Origin of the sequence: Oleiagrimonas sp. C23AA, assembly GCF_011759385.1 — a bacterium.
Classification (GTDB): Bacteria; Pseudomonadota; Gammaproteobacteria; order Xanthomonadales; family Rhodanobacteraceae; genus Oleiagrimonas.
Genome location: NZ_JAARLY010000004.1, coordinates 80,907 through 101,020, shown reverse-complemented (window position 1 = coordinate 101,020; position 20,114 = coordinate 80,907). Strand labels below are relative to the sequence as shown.

14 protein-coding genes and 2 pseudogenes are annotated in these 20,114 nt (G+C 56.7%); 7 read left to right on the top strand and 9 right to left on the bottom strand.

The window, feature by feature from the left end:
- Positions 1-31: 31 nt before the first annotated feature.
- The 4 genes and pseudogenes from HBF24_RS08340 to HBF24_RS08325 form a co-directional block, all read left to right on the top strand.
- A pseudogene (locus tag HBF24_RS08340) lies at positions 32-283 on the top strand (radical SAM protein); the annotation flags it as partial.
- 458 nt (positions 284-741) lie between these two features.
- A complete protein-coding gene (locus HBF24_RS08335) occupies positions 742-1,662 on the top strand; it encodes a tyrosine-type recombinase/integrase (protein WP_167171715.1) in 921 nt (306 codons plus the stop codon).
- Positions 1,663-2,185: 523 nt separating this feature from the next.
- Positions 2,186-3,556 (top strand): hypothetical protein, encoded by a 1,371-nt coding sequence (locus HBF24_RS08330; RefSeq protein WP_167171712.1) that lies wholly within the window; start codon positions 2,186-2,188, stop codon positions 3,554-3,556.
- A 29-nt stretch (positions 3,557-3,585) separates the two neighbouring features.
- Complete coding sequence (locus tag HBF24_RS08325) at positions 3,586-5,700, top strand: hypothetical protein (protein ID WP_167171709.1); 2,115 nt, start codon at positions 3,586-3,588, stop codon at positions 5,698-5,700.
- 288 nt (positions 5,701-5,988) lie between these two features.
- Here the strand turns inward: HBF24_RS08325 and HBF24_RS08320 are convergent, their stop codons facing one another.
- The 7 genes from HBF24_RS08320 to umuD all read right to left on the bottom strand — a co-directional run bounded on the left by HBF24_RS08320 (position 5,989) and on the right by umuD (position 15,909).
- Positions 5,989-6,177, bottom strand: a complete 189-nt coding sequence (locus HBF24_RS08320) for a hypothetical protein (RefSeq protein WP_167171706.1) — start codon at positions 6,175-6,177, stop codon at positions 5,989-5,991.
- A gap of 164 nt (positions 6,178-6,341) precedes the next feature.
- Complete coding sequence (locus HBF24_RS08315; RefSeq protein WP_167171703.1) at positions 6,342-6,566, bottom strand: helix-turn-helix transcriptional regulator; 225 nt, start codon at positions 6,564-6,566, stop codon at positions 6,342-6,344.
- A 760-nt stretch (positions 6,567-7,326) separates the two neighbouring features.
- Positions 7,327-8,520, bottom strand: coding sequence for a GIY-YIG nuclease family protein (locus HBF24_RS08310; protein WP_167171701.1), 1,194 nt, complete (start codon positions 8,518-8,520; stop codon positions 7,327-7,329).
- Positions 8,513-10,618, bottom strand: a complete 2,106-nt coding sequence (locus HBF24_RS08305; RefSeq protein ID WP_206064247.1) for a DEAD/DEAH box helicase — start codon at positions 10,616-10,618, stop codon at positions 8,513-8,515. Before HBF24_RS08305 ends, HBF24_RS08310 begins: the two co-directional genes overlap by 8 nt.
- Positions 10,615-13,386, bottom strand: a complete 2,772-nt coding sequence (locus HBF24_RS08300; RefSeq protein WP_167171698.1) for a class I SAM-dependent DNA methyltransferase — start codon at positions 13,384-13,386, stop codon at positions 10,615-10,617. The genes HBF24_RS08305 and HBF24_RS08300 overlap by 4 nt, the downstream gene beginning before the upstream one ends.
- 631 nt (positions 13,387-14,017) lie before the next feature.
- The gene (locus HBF24_RS08295; RefSeq protein ID WP_167171695.1) at positions 14,018-15,325 is read right to left on the bottom strand and encodes a Y-family DNA polymerase; all 1,308 of its coding nucleotides are present in this window, start codon (positions 15,323-15,325) and stop codon (positions 14,018-14,020) included.
- Positions 15,325-15,909: a translesion error-prone DNA polymerase V autoproteolytic subunit gene (gene umuD, locus HBF24_RS08290; protein ID WP_167171693.1), complete on the bottom strand. Its 585-nt coding sequence runs from the start codon at positions 15,907-15,909 to the stop codon at positions 15,325-15,327. Before umuD ends, HBF24_RS08295 begins: the two co-directional genes overlap by 1 nt.
- A gap of 76 nt (positions 15,910-15,985) precedes the next feature.
- Between umuD and HBF24_RS08285 the strand changes: the two genes are divergently transcribed.
- From HBF24_RS08285 to HBF24_RS08275, 3 genes are all read left to right on the top strand, one after another.
- Entirely contained in the window at positions 15,986-16,687 is a 702-nt protein-coding gene (locus tag HBF24_RS08285) for an SOS response-associated peptidase (RefSeq protein WP_167171689.1), read from the top strand.
- 141 nt (positions 16,688-16,828) lie between these two features.
- Complete coding sequence (locus HBF24_RS08280; RefSeq protein WP_240922343.1) at positions 16,829-17,584, top strand: DNA/RNA non-specific endonuclease; 756 nt, start codon at positions 16,829-16,831, stop codon at positions 17,582-17,584.
- Between the two features lie 189 nt (positions 17,585-17,773).
- A complete protein-coding gene (locus HBF24_RS08275; protein ID WP_167171684.1) occupies positions 17,774-18,409 on the top strand; it encodes a hypothetical protein in 636 nt (211 codons plus the stop codon).
- Between the two features lie 162 nt (positions 18,410-18,571).
- On the opposite strand, the gene HBF24_RS08270 is transcribed toward HBF24_RS08275, so the two are convergent.
- Both HBF24_RS08270 and HBF24_RS08265 read right to left on the bottom strand, forming a co-directional pair.
- Positions 18,572-18,925: an MbcA/ParS/Xre antitoxin family protein gene (locus HBF24_RS08270; RefSeq protein WP_167171681.1), complete on the bottom strand. Its 354-nt coding sequence runs from the start codon at positions 18,923-18,925 to the stop codon at positions 18,572-18,574.
- 53 nt (positions 18,926-18,978) lie between these two features.
- A pseudogene (locus HBF24_RS08265) lies at positions 18,979-19,786 on the bottom strand (IS3 family transposase); the annotation flags it as partial.
- Between the last annotated feature and the right edge of the window lie 328 nt (positions 19,787-20,114).

Below are 20,114 nucleotides of genomic sequence, written 5' to 3'. Positions count from 1 at the left end.
GCTGAGACGCGCGCGGCGTAGGCTTGCGCCTATGCCTGCGTTCGATCCGCCATCCATCATCAAGGGCCGTGGCGCTGCTTCCAATCCGGAGGGGCGCTTCGAGTCGGTGCGCCATCACGCCGAGGACGATGGCTGGCAGCTTGCCGGCACGCCGGAGGATGAGCCGTCTGCGCGGCCGCGCACCCAGGTCAGCATCGAGCGCGCGCGCAGCGTGATTACGCGTAACGACTCGCCCGATATCGGCTTTGATCAGGCCATCAATCCCTACCGTGGCTGCGAGCACGTAATGTGTACCCAGTTGCGTTAAGTTCACGAGCCTCAGGAGCTTGCTTGGCCTTGTGCAAGGCTCGTGAACCTCGGCACCGAAACTTATGGCCAGAGGCCACATGAGCGAGTCGATCAGGTGAGATTGTGACAACGCACGAGTACCGAGTTCACCGCGTAGATACCCCAAAACGAGGAAGGCTCGCGTACCTACTTGTTGAGCATCCAGCGATGCGGGTAGACCCAGATGTGACGCGATACCTCGCCGTGAAGGTTTCCAGGTCGTCGCATAACCAACAGCGCAATGTCGTTTATAGACTCTCTCACTGGACAAACTTTCTTCTGGCCAAGGGTAAGGAAATACGACGTGCCACCCACGACGATCTCCTCGACTACCTAGACGCGCTGTGTAACGCAACAAACCCCGTGACGAACCGACCATACGCCCCAGGCACCATCCGGCAACGACTGATCGCCGTGTCCAACTTTTACGAAATTGGGAAGCGGCTGGGCTGGAATCTTCCTTATCAAGAGCAGCAGCGCGTTCCTAAAAACATCCGCTTCTCAAATGGATTTTCCATTCGCCCGATCGGAACTGAGAGCGCCAAGATGAGTCTGGTCCCCCGTCGCGCACTTGATCGAGTCCGAGTACTTGAACCACAGTTGGTGAAGCAACTACTGAATGAGCTTGGACCAGACGACGGAAAGGAAGGCTTCCAGGCCGAAAGCCGCTCGCGCAATCGACTGATCGCCGAATGGCTCCTTTACTGCGGCTTGCGCATCGAGGAAGTTCTTGGGCGAGACCTTGATCTCACCACTGATCGCCATCCGGGCTTAACCGTCAGTCAGTTTCACACGTTGCCGACGAACCCAAAAAAGCCATTTGACCACTCCCCGATCAGCGTAATCGGTAAGTACAACAAGGCTAGAATAATAGCTGTTCCAAATTGGCTTGTCCTTGCTACAAAAGAATACATACAAGGCGAGCGCACGCAATCAACGTGCCATCTGCCAAGGAATCACGAGTTTGTTTTTGTAAACGGCATCAAGGCACATCGGTCTCACCGGGGCAAGAAGCTATCCATACGCCGATATCAAGCTATCTTCTCACAAGCATGTATCCGCGCGGGGCTTTGCAGGAAAAATGACGACTGTAAGAACAGTCTCGCCACCCACAGTCCTCATGACTTGCGACACACTTATGCCGTAATGACCTACTTCGCGCAGAGGTCGATTGGCAATGTCGAGCCATGGAAGCTAATTCAGAGCCAGCTAGGACATTCAAATCTGCGCACAACAACAGATACCTACCTACAATTCGTCAGTGCTTATTCAAAGTGGGAATTCGCCTACCAAACGAGTAGCACCCGAATCCTTGCTGGTTTAATCGATGGCTAGCCGACGACCAAACGCCGGCAGGCTACTTGCGGAGCAGGCGTCAGACCTCACATCCAAGGTCCCCGCCACAAACCTCACTGACACCATAAGATCAACGCGTGATCACCGCCCGTCGAGTGTTGATAGTTCATACCTTGGTTCTTCTAATGCAACCTATATCCAGTTCCGAGATGCATTCGGTACTAGTCATCAAATGGATATTTCCTATCTCACGGCGTTGCCGAATCTGGCTAAGCCACTGGCGTGGGCATTGAAGGCGTGGCTCCGAGAATTGTCGCCTCGAAGCCGCCAAATGTCTGCAAATAACCTAAAGCTTGGGTTGGTTGAGTTTTTGAAAGTCCACCTACCGACCGTAAAGCTACGCGATCTCAGTCGTCCGCTGCTAATACGCTACGTGAAGTGGCAAGACTCGCCTAATGCTGCAAGCACAGGTAGCGCAGCGCTAAGCCCAAATTCCGCAAGAAAGAGAGTCAACGCGGCAAGAGCAGTCATTGAGCGGCTCTGCTCCAATCCAGAGTGGTCCATGGAAGCGAAAAACGTGCTGCGCGACTTCCCGAGGAACACGCATTCCGGAGCGCATCGCTTCGCTTCTAGGAAAGTGCTCCTAAATGCCGACATGCTCAAAGAAATTATGAGGTGCGCTCATGAGGAGGTCCACGAAATCCGAGAGAGATTTGCGGAAGGGCGCCGCCTAATCCGAAGCGGAATGGCGAAGCTGCATGCAGGAAGTACCAATTACTTTGAGCTCGACGTGGCTCTCGCAGCTGCTGTGCAGAAATATAAAGAGACGCTGCCGAGCGGTGAGCAACTTGTGCGGGACTGGCCTGAATTGGCAAAAGCCGTGTATCGCACACCACCACACCTACGAAGACGTGGCCTAAAACCGCACGGTCTAACAACGCTTTGCAAGTACCGATATGCAACAGCGCGTGACATGGTTCCATTCGTGCTGTTGCTTGCGATCGAAGGAGGATTTAACCCAGAAGCCCTGCTCAATCTATCCTTGGACGACATACATCAAGAGACTATCCTCGGCGAAAGGCGGGTAAGAATTTCAGCACGGAAAGGTCGCGCCCACAATGAAAACTATACAAAGGTGCTTGACTATGAAGTCGTAGGTCCATTGATCGATCTGATTCTTGATATAACCAAGCACATTCGCAAGGTTACGCCGCCGACGATATCTCGACAACTCTTCCTGTATCGGCCTGTTTGGGGAAGCTCCCTTAAGGGCACCATATTCAAGTCTTCGAGTGGCCCATCACACTCGGGTTCCTTGACTCACGCATTGGACGATTTCGTGCGGCGCTGGTCGCTATCGCGCTTCTGCCTTGCCCAAATTCGGCCGACTCTTGCGGATCTCATTTCGCTCCAACATGGCTCACTAATCGCAAGCCAAGCCCTCAGGCATCAAAGTTACAACACGACCGAAGGGCATTACGTAGGGTCAGCCACGAGACAGCGTGAAGAGGAAATCCTTGGCACAGCCGTAGAGCACCTGGAGCGTTACGTTGCCACCGTTGGCACTATTGATGTTAGGCCACGTGCAAGGGCCCCTTATCACGACAAGGGTGCCTCAACGCCCGGCTTCGTTTGCCTCGATCCCTATGACTCCCCGATATCGGGACAACGCAAATACCGGCTCTGTAGAGCGTATGGCCACTGCCCTGGCTGCCAGCACGCCGTGGCTGACCCGAGTGACCCTCTGGCGGTAGCATTTTGGCTCTCGCTTGACCGGCGAATAAATGAAGCGCAAGAGATGCTGGACGCAAGAGCTTGGCTGGACGTCTGGAGTCCAATTAGCACAAGTCTTTCTGGCCTGCTAGCGGTGGTCCCCGAGGAGGTTATCGAGGCCGCCCGAGAACTTGACGTCACAGTGCCCCAAGTCGGTTAGCGAAGCGGGCAAATGGAAACGAACGAGAAATGACAAAAGCGATCGAGCGTCCAAGTACCAATAAAGCGCACTCAATCAGCGACCACGATAACGCGATTGCGGACATCTTAGTAACTGAGAGAAGTAGGTGGAGCGATGTGCGTTGGCAATTTGAGCCCAAGAAGGTCGGGGGTCATTCGTATTCTTGTCGACTGAATTGGTCTATCGAGCTCGATGACGGTTCTAAATTGACGGACGAAGCCAATCTCGAAGTCTTGGCATGGCTAAAACATCTTGTATACGGTTTGGTGAATGATCCAGGCGACGGGGCAAGCGCGCTTTCAGGCAGTACGATGGGTCAAGTGCAAGCGTCGATGAGGATCGCTGTGCCCTGGCTTGTGTCAAATGGCCTCACCCTCCCAAAACAGATAACAGAAGAGGCAACAGATAGGTTCTTAGAGGATCTGCCATTTCGAATTGCTTTGGGAAAGGACCACGACGAATCGACGTGCAGGAAGGGGTCTGCGCGGGATCTCGATGAAGAAAGCGTTCTGTTAGGTTCGGCCTCGGCGGGCATACGCTTTTTTAAATATCTCTGGCGTCAGCGCCTCAGCCTACTGAAGGCGGGATTTGAACCCATGCCCACCGAGCCTTGGCCGCGGCAGGGCTATGAGTCGTTAGGGAAGCACGTATCTGCGAAGGCCCGCGGATGGATAAGTCCTCTTCCAGAGGAGGTCTTGGTGCCTCTGCTTAACGCTGCTCTTGGCTATATCGGTTCGCGTGGCAATGACATCCTCAATGTGAGAGATCAATGTGAAGAGGCATACCGACTTCCCGACCTTAAGGGTCGATCAGTAAGGTTACTGGCCCAGAGGAAAGCGGCAACCCAGTTCTCGTTCTCCAAAATAGACGGTGCCGACCAGCCTTGGCGACCACCGTTAGGTCGCCTTGACTCTACAACGCCGATGGCAGATCTCAAAAATGCGGCCAAGGACTTAGGTGCAGCGTGCTGCCTCATTGTTCAAGCGACGACAGGAATTCGGGTTAGCGAGCTCTGTAGTATCCAAGCGGGATCAAATGCGAAGACTGGCCTCCCGCAATGCATTGAGCAGAGGGTGAGCCCGACGGGTCATCATGACCAATTCTTTCTGAAAGGTGCGGTGTCAAAGGGTGTTTCATATCCCACGCGTACCACTTGGCTTGCCGGACAACGGCGGAGGGGAGACTCCGAACTTCCGCTATGCGTACAAGCGCTAGCTCTGTTGGACAGGCTGTTTGGTCCGTATCGGGAGTTGCTGGGATCGAATGCCTTGCTGGTCTCGATTATGGGTAGAAACGGTCTTCCAAAGAAGGCTGGTGGCGTCAATCACTCGTCAGTGACTCAAATCAACAGGCAATACAAATTCTTCGCAAAAAGAAAAGTGGATTGGGATGCTTTGCCAAATGAATCTGCATACGCGACAGAATTAAATGACCTTCTCAGGTGGAAAGATTCCCGTGGCGCAGTACTTCGCGGACATAGCATTAGAAAGAACTATGCTCTTTGGGTTCACGCAGTAAATCCTTCCCTGCTTCCTGCGCTGCAAAGACAATTTAAGCACGTAAATATGCAGATTACCGAGCTAGGGTACTGGGGTTCAAGTGCACCGCAACTTGAACATTTTGAGTCTGCTTCAAGGCGGCTAGTGGCCCGCATGATTCGCGATAAGGTGAACGGCGAGATAGCGGTGCATGGGCGTCGATCCAGCGTATTCACGTCAGAACTCGAAAAGTTGAGAGCGAGGTTGAATGGTTTGAGCCTTATCGGCCAGTGGACGGAAATCGGGCGCTGGGTGGAGCAGAGCAGACTCGACACTTTCCATACCGAATATGGAATTTGTATGCCCGTGAGTTCAGCTCACATGGAGTGCTGGGCTCGCGTTGGACAGCGTCCAGTCGGGCGGCTCTACCCCAACTATGGCGCCCGCGAAGCCGGCACTTGCGTCGGGTGCAAGTCGTTCCTCATGCACAGTTCCCACAAGGCCTTTTGGCAGAAGCGTCTGCGCGACTGCGAGGATTCACTTGCCCGTGCGATGAGGGAGGAGGTTGATGCCTCGTCTCTACGCGAAATTAACCGGCGTGCAAAACAAGCGCGGCGCATTGTAGAAGGTCTAGGAAAGGCATGAATTGCCAGCGTAGCCCGGTTTCAATGCAACCGGAATGCTTTGAGGGGGCGGATCTTGGCCAGGCGTGATCTATCCGAAATAGAGCATGCACTGGAGGCGGCTCTTGATCGACTGGTGGCAGGCAACCCTTTGCGTGATGACCTAAAAAGGGCTCTGGATCGGGGGAAGCTTAGGATTACGGCTAAGACCGTTGCGCTCGAAGCTGGATGCTCGCGAACATTGTTCTCGATGGCAGATTGTCGCCTTCCGCAATTCCGCGCACGGCTGTTGCAGACGCGGGCGCGCATTTCAGAAGCGAAGGACCGTGGTGTTCGAGAAGACCTTGTCCGCCTGCAGAGCGACAATGCGGAATTGAAGTCCCAGTTGGCAGCGTCGCTTCGGATTCAAGCTGAGCTTGTTCTTGAACGCGATCGTGCCGCTAGGGACGCTGCTCATTGGCGAGCCGCTTTTGAGGGAAAGCGCGACGAGCTGGACCATTTGAGCGTGGTGCCTGATGTATCGCGCAGCAAGCCCGGTTGCACGGATTGATCTAGAGAAGGGGGCGGTGCAAGACGGTTTGATCAATTCGTTCCGAGCCGATCGGCGGGGTCTGGAGACCGCTTTAGCACAGTTGCTCCGTGTGGATCGCCGATGGGGCGAAGCTACAAGTCAGCATCGATTGCCAACGCGGCTAGGCTGCACCCCAGCCCTGCTGTAATCCGACCGAGTGTCAGGAGGGTAAGGTTCTTCTCGCCCCGCTCGATCGCCGAGTAGTAGGCTCGATGCATACCTATGCGATCGGCGAACTGGTCTTGACTAACCCCTGCGGCTGTTCGGCGGGCGCGGATCGCTTGCCCAATCGCGTGGGCTGGGTCGTCTTGTTTCATGCCCGCAAGCTTGTGGGCACGATACTTTCAGCTCTACGCCCTTATAGGTAGACTACATATAGATATCATCCAAGGAACCGCTTCGGTATGCTTCGGATCGTTGATCTTGAGACAGAGCTGAGTGTGGACATACCGTTGCCTCAAAGCATCGAAGATGCGTTCAGGATCCAGCTTAGTCGCGCGCAGGACGCAGACAAGCTGACCAAATTATCCACCGTCATGTCAGCTTGGTTCGCGGTGGTTGCCTTCCAAACAGTCGATCGTGACCTGTGGCCACCAACTGAACGCCAACGGAAGTACGCAATAGACATCGGTACGACGTTGGGCGTCGACGTGCCCGACGAGGTCCTTACGTTCCGAGGCTCAATGCACACGTTTTTGTCGTACTTTGGGCCGATTCTGGCAGGCCAGGCCCGGGTACGCGGTTAGAAAGGTGCACACATACATTAGCGCGCCACCGCCCCAGGCCGAAGATGGCATGACGGCCTTCGAATGAAGCTTGGGGGTTAGGTGTACGCGGCAGCCACTGATGGCGTTCGGATCGTGACCTGCCCCGATATCAGGCCTACCGGACCACAAGTGCGTCACCAACGCGCGGCGTCGGTGACGACTTACAGATCTCGATTCGCAAGTGCCGGACGCTTAACTTGTCCCGCGAGTTAGGCGTTAGCCGACACAAACACCCCCTGAGCCTGTCAGGCGGAGCCGATGACCGGGACACTCATGATCGCCGAAGACACGGCGGCTGCCACGTTGAGATTCACTTCCGTGAGCGCTCCAGTGTCGCGGTCTTCGCATCGTAGACCATATCCACAATTGACCCATCTACGATCCGCCGGACTGCCTCGTCAATGACCGGCAGTGGCACCAAGAACCATTCTCGCGGGCGCACTTCCTTGCCGAAACGGTCAGAGATCGTCAGATCGATCTGAGCTGACGAGAACAGTCGATGGAAGATGTTTTCCAACTTCGTCCGGTTGATATTGGAGAGCCTATAGCTCGCAACAACTTCGACTTCCGCGAGCAGGTAGGTCGCGTCGTTGACCGCGTTGGCGATCCGCTTCTCCACCTTGCCCCCGGTCACTCCGATCTTGTGAATAAGCTCTCGGTGCTCCGCTACAAACGGGATGTCTGACTGGCTTCTGAGCACGTAGATCGTGCCGCTCTCGATATCGTCGGGCTCCGATTCTTCACTGAACAGCGGCCCTGCACCAGGATCGGTCAGGCGGCGGCCTGTCTCGTCCTTGTAGAGCGCGCGCTGCAGCGAGCGCATCAGTAGGTTGCTCTCGGTGCCGTTGGAATAGATCACGCGCAAGCGCGCATCTGTATCGCCGTTGGGTGCGGCGAACGGCTCGCTCATTTCAGCGACATAGACCATCTGCCCGCCAAGGATGAAGAAGTTGTCTTCAGCAACACTGGCATCCCGACCGAATCGGAGCGTTTTTCGTTCGCCGGAGTTCAGGTCGATCTCGGCTTTCTCGAACAGCGGCTGGAAGTGTGCGAAATCCTCGCACTTGATCCGGTTCGCAATCTCTTCCGCAGCCTTACGTTCCTCGTAGGAACGGACGTGACGGAGGTGGGTTATGTCACTCTCGTCGGCATCCGAAGCCACACCGAGCTGTGAAAGGAGCGCCTGATCGTCTAATGCGTCGGCTGCTTCAGAGGTGGTATGGCTGGGGGCGGAGCTCAGCAGCCCAAGCGGATCCATTGGCGACAGCAGGGGGTGCGTCGACTTCAATGCACGCAGTCGATCCAGACGGACGGCATAGATGCGCTCGAAAATATCCCGATCCTCGCCGTGCTGGGGGGGGCGACCGTGGGCTTCGACGAAGCGAAGGATATCTTCAAAGCCCGCAATGATGCGCTGCTCCTCTGGGGTATGGGAGCTTGCCTTGACAGGAGTGACGTCAACGCCAAGAGCGGCCAGCAGGCCTTCGTCATCCATCTCAGACATTGGCGCCTCCCTTGGCTTCGGAAGCTTTCTGTTGGGCCAGGTGACGCTTAAGGGCCTCTACGCCCTCCGCCATGCGTCGCTCCCAGGCATCCGTTGCAGTGATCTCCGGTGGCCGACCGCGTTCGTTCTTGAACACCAGTGCGCGCTTGGCCAAGTCTCGCGCCTGCTCAATCGAAATGGCGACTCGCTTCGCCGCGATGCTGGCTTGGACTTGCCGCAGGATCTTTTCATCCATCGCCTTGGCGAGCACCGCGTAAGCGGCGTCGAACGGATTGATCCGGTCAATGAGGTCGATGTCCAGATCCCGGACGTTGACGAATTTGCGCACCCCATCAATCAGCGAGGTGTTGCCCTGTTCACCCTTGGCGTCGGTGTCCGCCAATTTTTGCTTCGCCTGCTGGGTAACGTTCAACACGGCGATAGCGTGCTGGCGCACGGCCTCCTGATCTTCTTCACTGAGTTCGGGGTAGCGGTCGCGGACAATCTTGCCAAGCCGCACCTGGGTCAGCTCTTCTGGAAGGGTGTTTTCCTTGTCGAACAACCCCTTCTCCAGAGTGGGCTTGTCCTGGATGAACGAGGTGATGACCTCGTTCAGGTCCTCCTTGCAGATCCTCGCCGCTTCATCGGATTTGGGCATCGCCAGGCCATTGATCTCGACATGCACCGCTCCGGTCTTGGTGTTGATGCCAACGTTGGGCTTACCTTCCTGGTAGCCGCCCTGGCCGTAATCGAAGTCATCCTTGGGGCCCTGGTTCTTGGGCGTGAACTCGAAGCGAGGCGCCAAAACCTGCTCCATCAGCAGGCTGGCGGCAATCGCCTTGAGGGTGTCATTGACCGCGTCCACCACCACGTCTTCGTCCGCGGCGGGTTCAGCAATCAGATTGGTGAATGCGGCCCGCTCCTTGCCTGGCGCGTCACGGGTGGCGCGTCCGATGATCTGCACAATCTCGGTCAAGCTGCTGCGGTAACCAATCGTCAGGGCGTGCTCACACCAAATCCAGTCGAAGCCTTCCTTCGCCATCCCCAGCGCAATGATGACGTCGACGTTGTCCCGGTTTTCTTTCTGGCTTGGATCCTTCAACGCAGCAAGGATCTTCGAACGCTGGGCTGGGTCGCTGTCATCGACGAGGTCGGCCACCTTAAGCGTCCGTCCATCCTTCAGTTTGATCAGATGGAAGCCGGTGGTTTCATCCCGGCCCATCCACTCGCCCAGCGCTTCAAGGATTTCATCCACCTCTTTGTGCTTGTCCTTGAGGCTCTCTCGAGCGTTGACGTTCGGGATGTGGACGATGGTCTTCTTCGACGGATCCAACACCTTCATGATCGCGTCGAGGTAGCGCCCGGTGTAGAAGAAGTAACCGATGTCCAGAGACTTGAGATACGTGTAGCCGTTGAGCTGCTCGTAGTAGGTATAGGACACGGTCTCGAACCGGGCCTCATCCTCGGGGGAGAGCACAGTGACCGTGTCGCCACGGAAGTAGGAGCCGGTCATCGCGACCACGTGGACCTGGTCACGCGCGATAAGCTGACCCAGTTGGCTACCGAGCTTGTTGTCCGGGTTGCTGCTGACATGGTGGAATTCGTCGACCGCGATGAGCCGTCCGTCGAACGCGTCGATCCCAAATTCGTCCACAGCGAAGCGGAAAGTCGCATGGGTGCAAACGAGCACCTGGTCCGAACTTGCCAAGAATTCACCGACGGCCCTGACCTTGGACGGGGCGACCTTGCCGTTGTCGTCGCCCGGGGCGTTACAGAGGTTGCGCTGAGGCGGCACCACCCAGTCTGCCCAGAACCCGTGATCCGTCAGCTTTTCGTCAGCGAAACTCCCGCCAATTGAGCGCTCGGGCACCACGATGATCGCCTGCTTGAGTCCCTGGTTGTGGAGCTTGTCCAAGGCGATGAACATCAGCGCTCGCGACTTACCCGAGGCAGGCGGGGACTTGATCAATAGATACTGTTCACCCCGCTTGGCGTAGGCGCGCTCCTGCATCGGACGCATGCCCAACGCGTTGAGCTTGCTGGATGCGCCCGTGCGCGCCGTGGCGATCGACACCGAGGGGACGGTGTAGTGGTTGGTCGGGTTGCTGTCCATGCTCATTTGGCTTTCGCCCCCTTCTTCGGCATTGCCTTTGCCGCCGTCATCTTGGTGTAGAGATCGAACAACTTCTCAAGCCGCTCGGTGTCGTTGCGGAAGCGTCGTCCGATGTAGATGCGCTCCAGCACTTCGTCATTCCTCTCATGAGCCCGTTTCAAATTCTGAGGCATTTCATCGGGGTCATAGAGATCCGCAATGGTCGCGGGGAAGTGCGCTTCGCGGGCCATGAGGATGTCCTCGGCACAGCGCGTTAGATCAGCCTTGTTTTGCTCGGTGAGCGTGGGAACAGGGAAGGTGTTCCAGCCTAGGGTATTGGAATATCTGTAGCGCGTCTCCAGCTTTCCGCACACCGCGGCAATCCAAGCCATGTGTAACCGCGACACAATCAGTGCCATGTTCCAAAGCGGGGCATCGAATAATGCAAAAGCCAGATTAGAGACTACGCTTCCATTAGTAATGTATCCGCACGGCAAGTATTCGCGAGACTCGGAAGAGACGCTGGGAACAATTAGGGTAGATTTAAGGCCACAAAACATTCTTTGGAATTGGTGTGATCTATTTGAAATACCTCTAGCAGTCTTCCCACCCTTCACTCGAAGGTCGCGAACATTCTTAATTCGATTTGCGATCGAAGGAATGGATTGCGCTTCCTCAAGATGTTTATCTTCAATCCATAGGCAGTAACGCTCTAGTCCTCGGATGAACTCAGCAGATCCATAAATGCGCCTTACAAATTTTGCCTGCTGTTCATTGCTGAGATTCAACTCATCCAACTCCCCCCGAGACATCAATAGATGTCCCCCATCAATCGGAGTGTTGCCAAAAGTCATGTCGCTCTGTGAGCACAAGACCTTTGAGGATTTTTCGACGATGACACTTTCACCAGCAGAAAGATACGGATTGATCTCTGAACACTGCCTCTCAATCACGTTTCCTTCGTCATCAAGGGAAAACAGTCGCTTCAGATTTCGCGCATTATTTTCTAACCCTACGATAACGACGGTTACACCTGCATTGCGCTTGGCCAAATTTGACCATCTGAAAGATGTATGAGCGAATTCGATATGGCAGCCAGATCTGAGAATCTCAGGCCATAGGATGGGAACCTGCAATCCTTGGCATATTGAGTTCGTAGAGACAAATGCTGCCGTCGACTTTGTGCAGGAAATATAATCAGCTGCTTTCATGAACCAGCCAGAAACATAGTCAAGAGATTTCCAATTCTTAATCCTCTTTTCAAGAATTAAAGACAAGTCTGACTTTTGTGCGTCCTTTTGATCCCGTGACCCAAGGTAGGGAGGGTTGCCGCAGATAAACGTCTCCCCACCTTCATTTTCGAAATCGATCTCAGCTTGATCCAGAGGCTTTTCAAAAAGATCGTTTGCAGCCATCTTCACCCCACTGCCCGTGGGCGGGCACAGCGAGAGCCAATCCAACCGCAAAGCATTGCCACAGGTGATCCAGTTCTGCGCGTCGAGCGGGAGCATGGCAGCCAGTGCCTCCTTCTGCCCTCGGTAGAGCACATCGCACTGGAATTCGGCGATGATGAGCGCCAGGCGCGCAATCTCGGCAGGGAAGTCGTGTAGCTCGATGCCCCGGAAGTTTGTCAGCGGAATCTCGCTCCTAAGGTTGGGCTCGCCCCGCCGATTGTTGATCTCCCACTCGATCTCCCGCATCTGCTTGTAGGCGATGACCAAGAAGTTGCCGCTCCCGCACGCTGGATCGAAGACTCGGATGCGTGACATCCGCTTGCGAAGGTTAAGCAGCTTGATCTTGTTGTCACCGGCCGCTTCCAGCTGGGCGCGCAAGTCGTCAAGGAAGAGTGGGTTGAGCACCTTCAGAATGTTCGGCACGCTGGTGTAGTGCATGCCCAGTGAACCACGCTCCTCGTCGTCGGCGACGGCCTGGATCATCGAACCGAAGATGTCGGGATTGATCTCCTTCCAGTCGAGTTCACCGGCTCGGATCAGATACGAGCGTGCGGTTCGAGTGAACAGGGGGACTGCGGTACTTCCCGAAAAGAGCCCGCCATTGACGTAGGGGAATGTGGCGGCCCAGCTCGGGATCGCGGCTGCTTCGCGCTCGCCGTGTTTCACGTTCATCGCGCGGAAGATGATTTCCAACACCTCGTCTGTGTTGGAGCCATCGGGCTCGGTCATCTGGCTGATGGTGCGGGTGAAGAGACCGGCACCAGGGAAAATGTCCGTGTCCTCGGCAAAGAAGCAGAACACGAGGCGCGCCATGAAGTGGTTCATGTCGTGGCGGCGCTCGGCCTTGGCCCAGGCCTTGTTGTTCTGGAGCAACTCGACGTAGAGCTTGTTCAGGCGCCCTGTCGCGCGCACATCGATCGGGTTGTCCTTGATCTCCTTGACCGTGGAGATGCCGGCCAACGGCAGGAAGAAGCCGAAATGCTCTGCGAACTTGTCGAACTCACTCGCCAGGGGCTCTCCGCTGGTGAGATCTTCCGCTTCGAGGGTCACACCATCAGTCGCCAGAATAAACTTGGCCTTGGCTTGACTGGTCTTGGGGCTATTTCGAAGCAATTGGAGGGTCTGTGGAACCTCACCTTTCGGGCATACCGCCAGATGGATCTTATTGCGCTGCAGAACGCCACCCGGGACATCCGAGGCGTTGGTATCCCCTTTCCGCAGGCGTTTGAGGGTAACTTCCTTGTTGTCCAGCGCCGCCAGAAATGAATAGGGAAACTCAACCGGGTCAAAGGGTTGGATAGCCAGTTCTGACAGAGCTTCTTCGATCTCAACTGCGTTCATGCGTGCCTATGGTCTTGGCGGTCTATAAACCTCGCCATTATGCGGATTTGCCCCACCAAGTGCCGACTTTGCGGGGTGATTGAGTCTCAGGTCGCGAAGCGACGAAGCTAAGCCATACCTTTCAGGTCAAGGGCACGACCTCCTCAGCCAGAACGGTCGCCTGACTTCTATGCGCGGTGCGCCCCCGAGCGACGGGAGCCGCCGATTGCCATGTACCTAGGCGTGCTGCACCGCGGGGGCGGTCGAAACGTGATCGTAGGGTAGATGCGAGTGAATTAGCTTGAGCTTGGCAGGACACGGAGCGGCCTCACGAGCCGGGTATTCCAGATCTGATCGTCGCTCAGCACGTTCGCCGAACAGATCATGAAAAATTGATCTGAGTATTCGGGATTGATTCGTTCCATTTTTAAGACCTCTCGGTGTCCTCGATCAACTCAGCACGCGTCTAATTCCTGATGCATCTTGTCGGTTGAAGAGGGCTGGCACATCGGACGCTGGCCTTCGTCCTTTGTCAGCCCACGCTGACAGAACTGCCACCTCGTTAGTACGACAATGTGATCACCCGCCGCCGGGCATGCCGACGGAACCGCTTTGGCCAGGTATGGACCAGTCCTGGCGGCACGGCGGCGGGTTACTCCACGGCTCTTAGCTCTGACCAAGCTGTTGTATAGCGCGGGCTCATCATGCCTCGCTGCATATCCCAGCTACGTGCAGCGCGCACGCCGGCGTGCCCAATGCCCATCGCATTGCGGCCCCATTTGTCGTTCACCTTGTCTAGCAGCTCCATAAGCTCACCTCGGCTTGAGTCGAGCCCTGCCGGGGCTGGGTCGAACAATGTGCCTTGTGCCATGCCTGCCGGCCGCAATTCGTCCAGCATGACCCCAGCTTTCACATAGCGGTACCCATCTCGCCAGATGCTCTTCAGCACGTGCGACGCCCAGGCCGCAATGTCTGCACTGTCTGCTGTCGCCGTGGGCAGCCGAACGGAGCGAGTAGGGGAGTATTGCGCGTCTTGAGCGCGGAAGCGGTTGGTTTCTATCCACACCCCGACCCTTCCAGCGACTGATCCTTGTGCCCGCAACTTTTCCGCCGCGCGTCCAGCATGCATATGGATGGGCTCGCGCAGCTCATCAAGCGTGTAGAGCGGCGCACCGAAGCTACGGGACGCGATGATCTGCTGCTTAGCCGGCGGCTCCGTCTCCCATGCCAAGCAGGGAATCCCCTGTAGCTCAGCCACTGTTCGCTCGACAACGACATTGAAACGCTCACGGATACGCCTGGCATCCGCCTGGCGCAGTTGCTCCGCGGTAGTGATCCCACCACGGATAAGTGACTCGGCCAATTTACGGCCAATGCCCCAGACATCCTGCACCTTAACGCTGGCCAGCACGGCGGACAGTTCAGCGTTGGAAAGTCCCGTGAGATCACAGATACCAGACCACTGCGGCTGTTTTTTCGCGCAATGGTTGGCGAGCTTGGCCAGCGTCTTCGTGGCGCCATAACCCACACACACCGGCAGGCCTGTCCATTGCTTGACGCGATCACGGATTTGGCGGCCGGTAGCGGCGAGGTCGACGCGGTGGTGAGTAAAGTCCAGAAAGCACTCGTCGATGGAGTATTGCTCGACGTCCTGCGGCGCCACAAACTGCGCAAGAACCGACATGAAGCGTGCCGACATGTCTCCATAAAGCGTGTAGTTACTGGAAAAGGCCACTACAGGCCAGCGCTTCCTTCGCGCCTCATCACGCAGCATGTACCACGGTTGACCCATAGGGATGCCTAGCGATTTGGCTTCCGCTGATCGGGCCACCACGCAGCCGTCGTTGTTGGACAGCACTACGACGGCGGCGCCGCGATCAAGGTCAGGCCGAAACACTCGCTCGCAAGAGCAGTAGAAGCTGTTGGCATCGACCAGCGCAATGCGTCGAGAGGCAGACATCAGCCACCTCGTTTGAACGTGCGCAGGCTGCTGACCACAACACCCCATATTTCCATCGTGTCACCTTCATCCAGCACCAGGGGCTGGAAGTGCGGATTTTCGGGGATGAGGGCGAGCTTGCCCTCGACGCGGCCAAGACGCTTGATGGTGAGCTCGTTGTTGACGATGGCCACCACGATGTCGCCATGCTGAGGATTGAGCGCTCGGTCAACAACGATGCGATCACCGTCCAGAATGCCGGCGCCCATCATGGACCAGCCACTGACGCGCAGCACAAACGTGGCCGCTTCGTGGCCCTGCAGCACCATCTCGCGATTCAGGTCGATTTCGTCATCGCGGTAATCGTCGGCTGGGGACGGGAAGCCCGCTGGCACATTGTGTGCGAAGGCCGGCAGCGCCAAGGTGGTTGGGCTCGACGAGACAGGTACGGGGTCACCGGCGCGTGTGGGCTGCCGGTAGGCATCGAGATATGCCAGCACCGTTGGCACTTGGCTTTCCGGGACGCTGATGCGTTTGGAGGGTTCCTGCTTGGGCCGGCCGGCTCCGGGTCTGGCGCCGCCGTGCGATGATGAGCTCTGGGACATAAGGCAATCTTGATATTAAGGCAGATAATCAAGATACGCCGCTCCCGTCTCATGGCAAGAGATACCGGAGGACTCCATGTGCGGCCGGTTTGCACGCTACGCACCTATCGATCTATCGCCCGAGGCCGAAGCCGCGTTGCGCGACATGGATCCGCAGCTTGACCTGGCCGAAGCACTCAACCAGCGCGAGCCACAGTACAACATCGCGCCGACCATGACGGCTGCCGTCATGGCGCGCAACGCGGATGCCAGGCTCGAAGTCAAAGGCCTCCGTTGGGGGTTGGTGCCAAGCTGGGCCAAGGACACCAAGATCGCCAGCGCAGGCATCAATGCCCGCATGGAGACGGTGGCCGAAAAGCCGATGTTCCGCGCTGCCTTCAAAAAGCGCCGGTGCATCGTGCCCATGTCCGGCTACTTCGAATGGAAGCAGCTCGACAATGGAAAGCAGCCGTACTTCATCCATGCACCTGACCGAACCGTGCTCCTGTGCGCCGGTATCTGGGAAGCCTGGCGACCGAAGGGTGATGAGAGTGCCGAGGGGGTGCGCACATTCGCCGTGCTTACTGGCGCCGCCGGCGTAGTCTCTGGAAACATCCACGACCGGCAGCCAGTCATCCTGCCTCCCGATCGCCTGTGCGCATGGATCGATGGAACACCCGACGACGCACGCGCACTGCTCCAGCAGTTGCCTGAAGCCTCGCTTGAGTACTACCCGGTGAGCAAGAAGATAGGGGCGCCACGGAACCAAGGGCAGGAGTTGGTCGCTCCAATAAGTTGAGAGGCACGCTGGCTCGCGAGGTGAGAACGGCGTCGCAGTTATGATGCCGCCCCATTTGAGATGCCTAAATTGAGCAGTGACCCATCCCCGTTGTCATGGATTCCACGGATCATCCAAGGCGATCGTTGGATGGGGAAAAACATGAAAGTGAGGAATTGCCTTCTCGTCGGGCTCATGGCCCTAGGTTCGATTCACGTCGCCCTAGCCGCTACGGCGTGTCCACAATTTTTCGTCGGAGGGCAGCCGCCGACTCTACCCGCAAACCTGACAGCGCGAACGACCCAAGTCTGCTACACCGACTATGTGCTCGAGGCGTCAGGGCAAACAATGGGTGACCTGTATTCAGCCGAGTACCTGACCGCAGCCAATGTGGAGGCGAACGAGGCGTTTTCCCGGACCGGCTCTTGGCACCAGGATCACAACATCCCGGATGCGGACAGGGGATCAAGCGCTGACTACACCAACAGCGGTTACGACCGAGGGCACATGGCACCGGCGGCGGACCCGGGTAGTCCTGCGGCTGAGAAGGAGACGTTCTCGATGGAAAACGTCGTCCCGCAGACCCCCACGCTCAACCGTGGAGAGTGGGAGAAGATCGAAGTGCACACCCGGGATATGGCCAAGCAGTATGGTTCTGTTTACGTGGTCAGTGGGCCGATGTTCGCATCCTCCAATCCAAAGACGATTGGTACGGACCATGTCATCGTTCCTGACTACACTTGGAAAGCCGTTTACGAGCCCGGCGTAGGGGCTGCCGCCTGGGTGTGCTCAGATGATAATGCCGCAATCTGCCAAGTGGTCTCCATCTCGCAGCTCACCGAGTGGACCGGCGTAGATCCTTTCCCTGCGCTTAGCCAAATGATCAAGTCAACGCCCATCTCACTGCCGATACCATGACGCACACAGCGCAACGCGCATCACCTCTACACTGATGCACGCTGCGCTGCTTCATGGGCGGCTTCTGGTAACCGGTCTGATTATGGGCCTTCCGCTCGGCACCCTATCCAGGGTCCCACTGGTGGTGGAGTTTCCAGGCTCCATGGCATTAGGCTCGTGCCATTAATGGACTAATGGCGAAGGGTGAGCATGGCCTGGAAAGTTCCAACGGGTGCCTCGGCGCATCTAGTACCGCGTGACATCAAAGCAACGTGGATCGGCAACGTACTGCTGACCCTGTCAGCTGGGTGCCTTTCAAGGCTATTGGTGGAGGGAGCACCACATGACGGCGTTCTGTCCATCACCGCATGGATTGCTGCGGCTGCCGGAACATCGATTGCCATTGCAATCATTCCTCTCATCATCGCCGCCGTGGGAAAATTTCGATCTCCGGGGGTCTACTTGATCCTCCTTCAGGTCATGTTCTTCGTTCTTCTTCGCGGGCAAGGACTAAGTGGAAATACTCACGAAACTCAATCTGGCGTGGTGAGCAAGGCCTACTCATCAGCTGCTGTCTCCACGCCGCCAAAAATCCCAGCCTTCGGGCGAGAGATTGACGCCGAACCGACACTTCCCGCTTACCAAATCGCTAAGGGAAGAGCCAACTGGAAGCGGGACGAAGCCAATTTTGAGTATCTCCATCCAGACATAGAGGTGGGCAACAACCTCAAGCTTGTGCAGCAGCAGATCAACCGACTACCCGTGGACAGCATGACCAATACTGAGCTGTTGAGCAGCGCCTACGCGAAAGCACAAGCCGATCCCCAGTGGAAACTAAAGCACTAAGGCCCCGACGTACACTGCCCTTCAACAGTCAGCAAAAAGTGGAAGAATCGGGACGTGCCTTAGACTCAGCCGACTCATAGGTCAGACGTGTGTCGAAAGAGGAGGTAACTACCGACCTCGAGTGAGCAGCTATTCGAGGAAACGGAGAGAAAACCTGCGCGGCTATCCGACGAAGCCGCCTGAGACCGACTCCAAGTAGAACACCACGTCTTCTGCACGTCCTTCTAGCACGAGATCGAGCGCGGTCTTGTGCCGGAACGCCGGCACAGGCTCGTTGCGTATCCAGGTTAGCGCAATGTCCTGATCGCCGAACACTTCCGTGGTAGCAGACACCACGCGCAGGATGGACCTGAGGAGTGCCTGGACTTTTGGTGAATGCGGCCGAGCGGCCAAGGCATTTCGATGGACATGGGCGCTGTCAGCCAAGTCCTGCAACTGAAGAGACAGGGTGGTTGCGACCTTCAGCGGAGACAGGAACGGCGACTCGGGCGTGTCTAGGTAATGGCTGACGAGCATTGCACTCACTTTGGTAAGCTGGAGTTCCTAGGATTCCGTGGGCACACAAATCACTATTGCTGTGCCGCCGCCTCGAACTGCTCGGGACTGACACCAGCCAGGTGCTGATGCCGACGCGTCCGATTGTAAAAGTTCTCGATATAGTCGCCGATATCGTCGGTGGCTTGCTGGCGCGTGTTGTAAATGCGCTTCTTAACGAGCTCCTTCTTCAGGCTCGAGAAGAAGGACTCTGCCACAGCATTGTCCCAGCAGTTTCCTCGTCGGCTCATGCTTGGTCGCAGGCCATTCGACCGAAAGAAGCGCCGCCAGTCGTCGATGCCATACTGTGATCCTTGATCTGAGTGCACGATGGTGTCGTCCGGCTGGCGCTGGCGAACTGCCATCAACATAGCGTCCAGCACGAGTTCACGATTGATGGTCTGACGGGTAGCCCAACCGATCACCTTTCGTGAGAAGAGCTCCAGCACAACGGCCAAGTAGAGCCAGCCTTGCCAGGTCCGGATATACGTGATGTCGGTGACCCAGATGCGATTGGGCTGTGAGACATCAAAGTTGCGCTTGAAGAGGTTCGGGATCAGCTCGACTGACTTCCCTCCTGCGACATAACGACGAGTGCGATAGCCGCGCTTCGCGCGCAAATTGTTTTCGCGCATCAATCGTGCGACACGATGCTTGCTGCATGTCTCGCCAGCTTCCCGAAGATCAAGAAAGACGCGCGGTGCACCGTAAACACCCTGGCTCGCATTGAATGATGCTCGGATCAGACGGAGCAGGCGCTTGTCCTCCCGAGCCCCGTCGGAGAGCGGATTGTTGAGGCATGCGTAGTATCCGCTGGGGGGCCACACCCAGCAAACGGCACATCATCCTGACGTTATGCTCTTTCTGCTTCGATTTGATGAACTCGTACTTTCGCCGAACGACGCTGCTTCCAGAGCGCTTGGCCACTTGTCACCTCCAGCGATTTCGTTACTTTCTCCAAAAGTGTCCACGCAATCCTGGGAACTCCACTTGGCCGTAGATCTATCACACCATTATGGGGATTAGCTCAGCCAAATTTCTACCTTCGTGACACTGGCAACTAGCAAGCCACCGGGCGCCAAGTCCACCCTGGGCCTGCCGGTGGGGCGATGGAATACATCCACCTGCATCGAAGCCAGGCCGCATCTAACCCTTAGAGCCCAGACCGGTC

Excerpts from the sequence above, each read along its gene's own strand:
- HBF24_RS08330 (WP_167171712.1), top strand. The coding sequence starts at position 2,186 with ATGGAAGCGAAAAACGTGCTGCGCGACTTCCCGAGGAACACGCATTCC.
- HBF24_RS08325 (WP_167171709.1), top strand. The coding sequence starts at position 3,586 with ATGACAAAAGCGATCGAGCGTCCAAGTACCAATAAAGCGCACTCAATC.
- HBF24_RS08320 (WP_167171706.1), bottom strand. The coding sequence starts at position 6,177 with ATGGTCCAGCTCGTCGCGCTTTCCCTCAAAAGCGGCTCGCCAATGAGC.
- HBF24_RS08315 (WP_167171703.1), bottom strand. The coding sequence starts at position 6,566 with ATGAAACAAGACGACCCAGCCCACGCGATTGGGCAAGCGATCCGCGCC.
- HBF24_RS08310 (WP_167171701.1), bottom strand. The coding sequence starts at position 8,520 with ATGTCTGAGATGGATGACGAAGGCCTGCTGGCCGCTCTTGGCGTTGAC.
- HBF24_RS08305 (WP_206064247.1), bottom strand. The coding sequence starts at position 10,618 with ATGAGCATGGACAGCAACCCGACCAACCACTACACCGTCCCCTCGGTG.
- HBF24_RS08300 (WP_167171698.1), bottom strand. The coding sequence starts at position 13,386 with ATGAACGCAGTTGAGATCGAAGAAGCTCTGTCAGAACTGGCTATCCAA.
- HBF24_RS08295 (WP_167171695.1), bottom strand. The coding sequence starts at position 15,325 with ATGTCTGCCTCTCGACGCATTGCGCTGGTCGATGCCAACAGCTTCTAC.
- umuD (WP_167171693.1), bottom strand. The coding sequence starts at position 15,909 with ATGTCCCAGAGCTCATCATCGCACGGCGGCGCCAGACCCGGAGCCGGC.
- HBF24_RS08285 (WP_167171689.1), top strand. The coding sequence starts at position 15,986 with ATGTGCGGCCGGTTTGCACGCTACGCACCTATCGATCTATCGCCCGAG.
- HBF24_RS08280 (WP_240922343.1), top strand. The coding sequence starts at position 16,829 with ATGAAAGTGAGGAATTGCCTTCTCGTCGGGCTCATGGCCCTAGGTTCG.
- HBF24_RS08275 (WP_167171684.1), top strand. The coding sequence starts at position 17,774 with ATGGCCTGGAAAGTTCCAACGGGTGCCTCGGCGCATCTAGTACCGCGT.
- HBF24_RS08270 (WP_167171681.1), bottom strand. The coding sequence starts at position 18,925 with ATGCTCGTCAGCCATTACCTAGACACGCCCGAGTCGCCGTTCCTGTCT.